We start from the raw sequence: 7,786 nt of genomic DNA on the forward strand, positions 1-7,786 counted from the left end.
AGGAGACGAAGTCTTCGCCGACCTTCACCGGCAAGGATGGCAAGGAGGCAACTGCTCCTGAGGGCTCGACGTTCAAGATCACTGATGGTTTCACGGCTCCCGAGGGCTACGTGGTCACTATCGACGAGAACACCGGTGAGATCACCGTCACCTTCCCGGACAAATCCAAGTTGAACAAGGACACCGTTGAGGAATTCAACGTTCCGGTTGTTGTGACTTACCCGGATGGTTCCACCGACGACGCGACCGCGAAGTTCAAGCTGGACACCGATGGTGATGGCACGCCTGATACCGAGGATCCGGACGATGACGGTGACGGCATCCCGGATGACAAGGAGAAGGAAGACAAGACCAACCCGAAGGTTCCGAACCAGAACCTGGACTACGAGCCGGTATACGAGGATGGTTCGGGTAAGCCTGGCGAGGACATCACGGTTGACAAGCCTGTCTTCAAGGACAAGGACGGCAACCCGACCACGCCGCCGGAGGGCACGAAGTTCACCCCGGGTGAGAACACCCCGGATGGCGTGACCATCGACGAGAACACCGGTGAGATCACGGTGACCATCCCGGAGGACGCCAACCCAGGCGACAAGATCACCGTCCCGGTCGAGGTCACTTACCCGGATGGTTCTAAGGACAACGTTGACGTCACCGTCACCGTTGACAACCCGGATGCGAAGACTGCGGACGAGATCGAGCCTGAGTATGAGGACGGTTCCGGCAAGCCTGGCGAGGACGTGACCGTTCCTGCTCCTGAGTTCAAGGACAAGGACGGCAACCCGACCACACCGCCGGAGGGCACCACGTTCACTCCGGGTGAGAACGCGCCGGATGGTGTGGTCGTCGATAAGAACACCGGCGAGATCACCGTGACTATTCCGAAGGACGCCAAGCCGGGCGACAAGATCACCGTTCCGGTCGAGGTCACCTACCCGGATGGTTCCAAGGACAACACCACGGTCACCGTCACCGTTGATAACCCGGATAAACCGGTAGATGAGGGTGCGGACACCACGCCGCCGAAGATCAACCCGATCAAGCCGGACGATAAGACCATTACCGGTACCGGCGACCGTCCGGGCGAGGACATCATCGTCACCTTCCCGGATGGCAAGGAAGTGCCGACCAAGACCGATGAGAACGGCAAATGGACGGTCAAGGTTCCTGACGGCACCACCTTGAAGCCGGGCGACAAGGTCGAGGCTCGAGACGAGGCCGGCAACAAGTCCGAGAGGACGGTTGACATCGACACCGGCAAGTGTGTCGCCACCTCGGTCGGCTTCGGTCTGCCGCTTATCGCGCTGCTGCCGATTGGTCTGGCTACCCAGTTGGAGATCCCCGGTCTGTCTGACATCGCTGCTCAGGCGAACGCGCAGATCCAGAACTTCAACACCCAGATGCAGCGTCAGCTGGGCGTGTTCAACCCGCAGATGGCGTCCCAGGTGGATGCGATTAACTCGCAACTCGCTCGCTACGGCACCGATATCGGAACCGTGCTCGGCGGCCTGGCCCTGATCGCCGCTGGCATCTTGGCCGGCACGATCATTTACGACAACTGCTCGCCGAACGGTGGCTCGTCCATCAAGAACCTCGAGTTGAGGGGTTCTTCCGGCAACACCTACGCAGGTTCGTCGAAGGAGGGGAAGGAGAAGTAATGCAGTAGACCAGCGCCTTTACTAAAGGCGTCTTCCTCGAATCCGTCGCCCCGCTCATCATTCCGGTGAGCGGGGCGACGTTTTGCGCATTGCTTATCGACGACCCCACCTCCCCGAGCCACCCCCGCCCAAAGGCAGAGAGCTCACAGGAACCATTCACGTAACGATACGGAACCAGGCAGTTTTTAAATCAATTCCTGAGGGGAAGCTAAATAATCACATGAGTGGGGTAGGGCCAAAAGGGCAGATTGTAGACAGGTGTCCACCAGGCGTAGCGTTCCCAAAGTCCTTAACGGGTGTCCATTAATTGGATATTGCGTTTACACACATCGCTATGTTTCTGGAAGGTTCTTTGTGAAGAAAAACTACGTTGCACGCCGCCGTGGCACCTCGGTTGCCGCAGCCGCGTTGTCGCTCGCGTTGGTTGCGCCGCTCGCGCAGCCGACGGCGTTTGCGCAAGACAACCCGCAGGCTGCCCCAACCCCAGCGCCAGCCCCAGCCCCAGCCGCGGACCAAGGCAAGAACAAGCAGGTGCCAAACGCCATCTTTACCAAGGGTGGCTGGCGTGATTTCTACGGCTACCACGGTTGGGCGTACATCAATAAGGATGGTCGCCACGATGACTTGTCGTCGAATAATGAGCCGCTCAAGGGCAACGTCATCTACTTGCAGTACGTGACCAAGAACGGTGAGGTTTCGCCGACGTTCTACACCACGACTGACTCCGAGGGCCGCTTCTCCTTCGACCTGTCCGAGAAGGTAACCAACGAGGTTGACGCGCCGCCGTTCTGGCTGGCCGCCGGTGGCGTTCGCGTCCGCGTTTGGGGCGAGAACCCGGATCCGAGCAAGTACTCGGTGGTTGCCGCGGGTGACTTCAACTCGGGCCGTTACACCTCGATTACGGACCGCGTGCAGGAGTCTTGGAACTTCACCGCTGGCCCTGCCGGTTCTCGCATTACCAACGGTCGTTTCGTGCTGGAAGAGAAGCCGAATCACGTTGGTTGGTTGGCCAAGCCGGAAAAGGATTGGACCCGTGCGCTCGACGGCGAGACCGGTAAGCCGACGGCTGATGGTCAGTTCCCGTACTACGGGGACTTTGGCGCGATCAAGAGCATCGCTCACCCGAATGAGTCCATGGTGTGGTGGGAGACTGGTGAGTCTGCCGGTACCTTGCCGGGCTACTACAAGTACCAGCCTGCGCGTGGTGATCGCGCAGCGGGCGGCATCGAGATTGTTGCGTCGTATCTTAACGACGAAGTCGCGCGCCAGATCGACGCCTGGAAGAACGAGAACCCGGGTTACACGGTCGAGCAGGAGCGTGCGAACCAGGAGCGCATCATCAAGGCGTACCAGGACGAGCACGGCGAGGGCTCCCACATTGCAGAGACCGTGGTTGCCCCGTCCAACGCTGACGGCATGATCTACCTGCCGTTCAAGGGCACGCTGGGCTACTCGCGCGACAAGGCCAACCTCGGTGTGAACAATGTGGTCAGCGAAGAAGACTGGGGCAAGGTTGCCGATGACTACCAGAACCAGTGGGTCAACGTGTTTACCGGCGCTTCGTTGTACGACGTGCGCCACATCAACACCGACTACATGTACATCTACCCGAACATTGAGGGCCGCGACGTGAAGAACTCTGCGTTCGTCGCCAACATGTTCATGAACTACCGCGACCAGGGCGCGATTGCCGCCGGCGTGAACATGAACGGTCTGCAGTTCCCGTTGATGACTGCACAGCCGACCTTCGATATTCCGGAGTACAACTCCTACGACAACAAGGGTCGTCCGGGCTCCAAGGTGACTACGAAGACCGCGGGCTTGCTGCCGAACACGGAGTACGCAATCCGTTGGTACGCAACCGCTCCGGATGGTACCCAGACTGAGATCAAGGATGCGATGTGCAAGATCAAGAGCGACGACAAGGGTGCGCTCGAGTCCTGCAACTTCCAGGCCCCTGAGGATCTGAAGGAGACCACGGTCTACACCGCCGCGCTGGTCTCTGTTGACCAGGCTTCCGGCGAGCCGTCCGACCGCTGGGAAATCGCGGACTCCTTCACGGCGGTCGTGCCTGAGCCGCTGCCGTTGGGCTCGGTGGGAACCGATTTCCCGGATAACGACGTCACCCCGCTGTTCAAGGACCTGCCCGACAACATGAAGAAGGGCACGGAGCCGACCTACTCCGCCAAGGACCTGCCTGCAGGTCTCAAGATCGATCCGAAGACCGGCAAGATCACCGGCAAGCCGACTACCCCGGGCACCACCGAGGTCATCGTGACTCGCGAGATCGAGGTCTTGGTGGAGCAGGATGTGCCGGTGCTTGACGACGACGGCAACCCGGTCTACAAAAACCCAAACGAGCAAGATCCTGACAAACGTATTGAGAAGACCGAGAAGAAGCCCGTCCCGCAGAAGCGTAAGGAGCAGGTAGTCACCAAGATCACGGTGACGGATACCAAGCTGGCCGACGGCGTTGTTGGCGAGCCGTATCAGCAGGACGTGAAACCGGAAGGCTTTGACAAGCTACCGCAGGGCTTCGAGCTGAAGAAGGACTCCATCAAGGTTGAGCGTCTCCCGGAAGGCCTGGAGTTCAAGGACGGCACAATCACCGGTACGCCGAAGAAGACGGTTGACGCTTCTGAAGAGAAGCCGAACGTCTCCGTTACCTACACGTTGGTGGATCAGGACGGCAAAGAGACCGAGCACACCGACGTTGTGCCGCTGAAGGTCACCGACCAGGCCAGCAAGTACGACCCGCAGGGTAAGGACCAGGAGGTTGCGAAGAACGCTGAGCCGAAGGCTGAGGATTCGATCGCGAACAAGGAAGATCTTCCGGAGGGCACCAAGTACGCCTGGAAGGATGTGCCGAAGACTGACACCTCTGGTGACAAGGAAGCTGTCGTTGTTGTGACCTACCCGGATGGCACCACTGATGAGGTGCCGGTGACGGTGAAGGTTGCCAAGGATCAGGCCGAGCAGCACGACCCGCAAGGCAAGGATCAGACGGTTGAGACTGGCAAGAAGCCGGATCCGAAGGACAACGTCCAGGACGCGGACAAGCTGCCGGAGGGCACGACCTTCAAGTACAAGGAAGATCCGGATACCTCTACTGCTGGGGATAAGCCGGTCACGGTCGTCGTCACCTACCCGGATGGTTCCACCGACGAGGTGAAGGCCACTGTGAAGGTGGAGGACCCGAAGCCAGTAGACCCGCCCCAGGAGCAGCCACAACCCGAGCAACCCCAGCCCGAGCCGACCCCGCAGCCGGAGCAGCCCCAGCCCGACCCGACCCCGGAGCAGCCCCAACCCGCAGACCCGAAGCAGTCCGACGCTGACACCTACGAGCCGCAGGTTCAGGACAAGACCGTCGAGCCCAACGATGTCCCGGAGGCCAAGGACCACGTCACCAACATCGACGAGCTGCCGGAGGGCACGGCCTTCGAGTACGAGCAGGCGCCGGATACCTCCACTGAGGGCGACAAGCCGGTGACCATCGTTGCCACCTACCCGGATGGCACCACCGACAAGGTCAACGCCAACGTCAAGGTGCAGAAGAACGCGACGGACGCCGACAAGAACGATCCGCAAGGCCAGGACCAGAAGGTCAAGACTGGCGGCACTCCGGATCCGATGGGCAACATCAAGGATGCTGACAAGCTGCCGAAGGGCACGAAGTTCGAGTACAAGGAGACCCCGGATACCTCGAAGCCGGGCGTCTACGACGTCACTGTTGTTGTGACCTACCCGGACGGTTCCACCGACGAGGTGCAGACGACCATCACCGTTGGCACTGATGCGGAGCGTTTCGTGCCGGAGTACGACGACCTCACGAGCGTGCCGGTTGATGGTGAGAAGAACACCAATGATCCGTTCGGTACCAAGGCACCGGTGAAGAATACGGAGGCGAAGCCGACCGCGGATTCGGACGCCGACAAGTGGACCTTCACCCCGCAGGACAACGGCGTGATCAACGCGAAGGCTCCTTCGATGAAGGACGTCGCTGAAAAGGTCGAGGCGCACTTGCCGGAGATCAAGAGCGCCGATGCGAAGAAGCGTTGGGATAAGTTCTTCGAAACCTTCAAGCCGTTCGCCCGCCCGTCCGTTGCTGTCGGCTTCACCTACGAGGACGACTCGACCAACACCGCGACCGCCAACTTCGACCTGGTCGGCAAGGATGGCAAGTCCCTGCTGGATCCGAATGGTGACTTTGATGGTGATGGCCATACCAACCGCGAGGAGGTGGAGAACGGTGCCAACCCGGCTGACGATCAGTCCAAGCCAGACACCACGGCACCGACTATCGACGACATCATCCCCGGCGCCAAGACCATCACCGGCAAGGGCGACCGTCCTGGCGAGACCATCATCGTGACCTGGCCAAACGGCAAGACCATCACGACCACGACCGGCAAGGACGGCAAGTGGAAGGTCAACGTCCCCGCTGACGTCAACCTGAAGACCGGTGACGAGATCCAGGTTGTCGACGGCGCCGGCAACAGGGCCACCGCAAAGGTCGGCATCGACACGGGCAAGTGCGTTGCCACCTCCGTCGGCTTTGGTCTGCCGCTGATCGCGCTGCTCCCGATCGGTCTGGCCACCCAGATCCAGATCCCGGGCCTCACCGAGTTCGCCGCCCAGGCGAATGCACAGATCCAGGCCGCGAACACGCGCCTCCAGCAGCAGTTGGGCGTGTTCAACCCGCAGGTCGCCGCTCAAGCGGACGCCGTGAACGCGAAGTTGGCCCAGTACGGCACTGACATCGCAACCGTTGTTGGCGGTCTCGCGTTGATCGCCGCTGGCATCCTGGCCGGCACGATCATTTATGACAACTGCTCGCCCAACGGCGGCTCGTCCGTGAAGAACTTCGAACTCAAAGGTTCTTCCGGCAACACCTACGCTGGCTCTTCTAAGGAGACCACGGCTCCGGAGAAGAAGTAGGTTCTAGCTACTAGTTAGCGCGTTGTTGCCCCGTACCCCCGTTGTTGGGATACGGGGCAACTGTCGTTGGGGCATTTTGCTTATCGACGACCCCACCACTCCGAATCACCCCCTAAAGTAGGCACTTCTGCTTTTCTAAGAAAATCTCACCTTCACCCCGTTTTTCACGGATCTTCTCGATGTTAGTGGATCGGGAGGCCAAGTACCGTGCCTGGGGGGAAATCGTCACCCAAAAACGCAGGGCAGATAGGCATTTGCGGTGGTTGGGGATGCATCTCGATATTGCACGTTTCCAAGATGTATCTATTTTGACAGGTCAACAATTTTTGACGACGTGGGCAAACGCTGTCCAGCGAAAAATGGAAAAAGACACTGCCGGGTTGGAAGAACCTGAGAAATCTTCTACGCGGTTGTGGGCAGACGTAATGATCATTGCGGGCTGTTGTCAACTTCTTTACCCTTGCCTATGTCGGCCCTGTATGGCATGTGTCCGAAAAGCGTCACAACAGGCAGGGCTTGTCTAACCGAAATTGTCATTTTCGAGGAAGGAATTTTCGGTGAAGAAGAATTACATTGCTCGTCGTCGTGGCACGTCGGTTGCTGCGGCTGCGTTGTCGTTTGCGTTGGTTGCACCGCTTGCGCAGCCGGTTGCTGCGCCGCAGTTTGCTGCTGCGGCGTTTGCTGGCACGAAGGATCAGGCTGGTCAGCCGAATGAGCAGGGCAATGGTGTGTTGTACCCCGGCAAGAACGCTGATGGGGTCTACCAGACTGGTGTTGCTCAGGAGAAGTATGCCGTTGGTGATCAGCCGATCAAGGTTGATGGCGCTATCGAGTCTGAAGCTAAAGATGGTTCGAATAACTCCATCGAGGGTTATGTCATTAACCAGCGTAACGGCAACATGGCGGTGCACCCGGGTACGAATAACCTGAAGCCGATCCCGATGGAGGGCGTGCGTATTTACGCACAGTGGGTTGAGCGCGACGGTGCTACCTCGCCGATCTACACCACCACGACCGGTGCCGACGGTAAATTTACCCTTGGCATGAAGTCCTTTGTGGATTCGCTGGGTAAGGTGCGTAACTTCGATGCGGATCCGCTTTTGCCGGAGGGTGAGAAGTTCCGTGTTTGGGCGGAAAACCCGGACCGGGATGTGTTTTCCCAGATCTATGGCCCTGGTCAGGGCAAGTTG

General features: G+C 59.4%; 2 protein-coding genes and 1 pseudogene. All 3 read left to right on the top strand.

All coding sequences use genetic code 11. The annotated features are described in order from the left end of the window. Positions 1-1,658 (top strand): YPDG domain-containing protein (locus HMPREF3171_RS00630; protein ID WP_210385584.1); only part of this gene is annotated, 1,658 nt, incomplete at its 5' end. 354 nt (positions 1,659-2,012) lie between these two features. Continuing rightward, a complete protein-coding gene (locus tag HMPREF3171_RS00635) occupies positions 2,013-6,596 on the top strand; it encodes a Rib/alpha-like domain-containing protein (protein ID WP_070482174.1) in 4,584 nt (1,527 codons plus the stop codon). A gap of 557 nt (positions 6,597-7,153) precedes the next feature. After that, positions 7,154-7,786: pseudogene (locus tag HMPREF3171_RS00640) on the top strand (hypothetical protein); the annotation flags it as partial.

Origin of the sequence: Corynebacterium sp. HMSC08F01 (assembly GCF_001807545.1) — a bacterium.
In the GTDB taxonomy this organism is placed as follows: Bacteria; Actinomycetota; Actinomycetes; order Mycobacteriales; family Mycobacteriaceae; genus Corynebacterium; species Corynebacterium coyleae.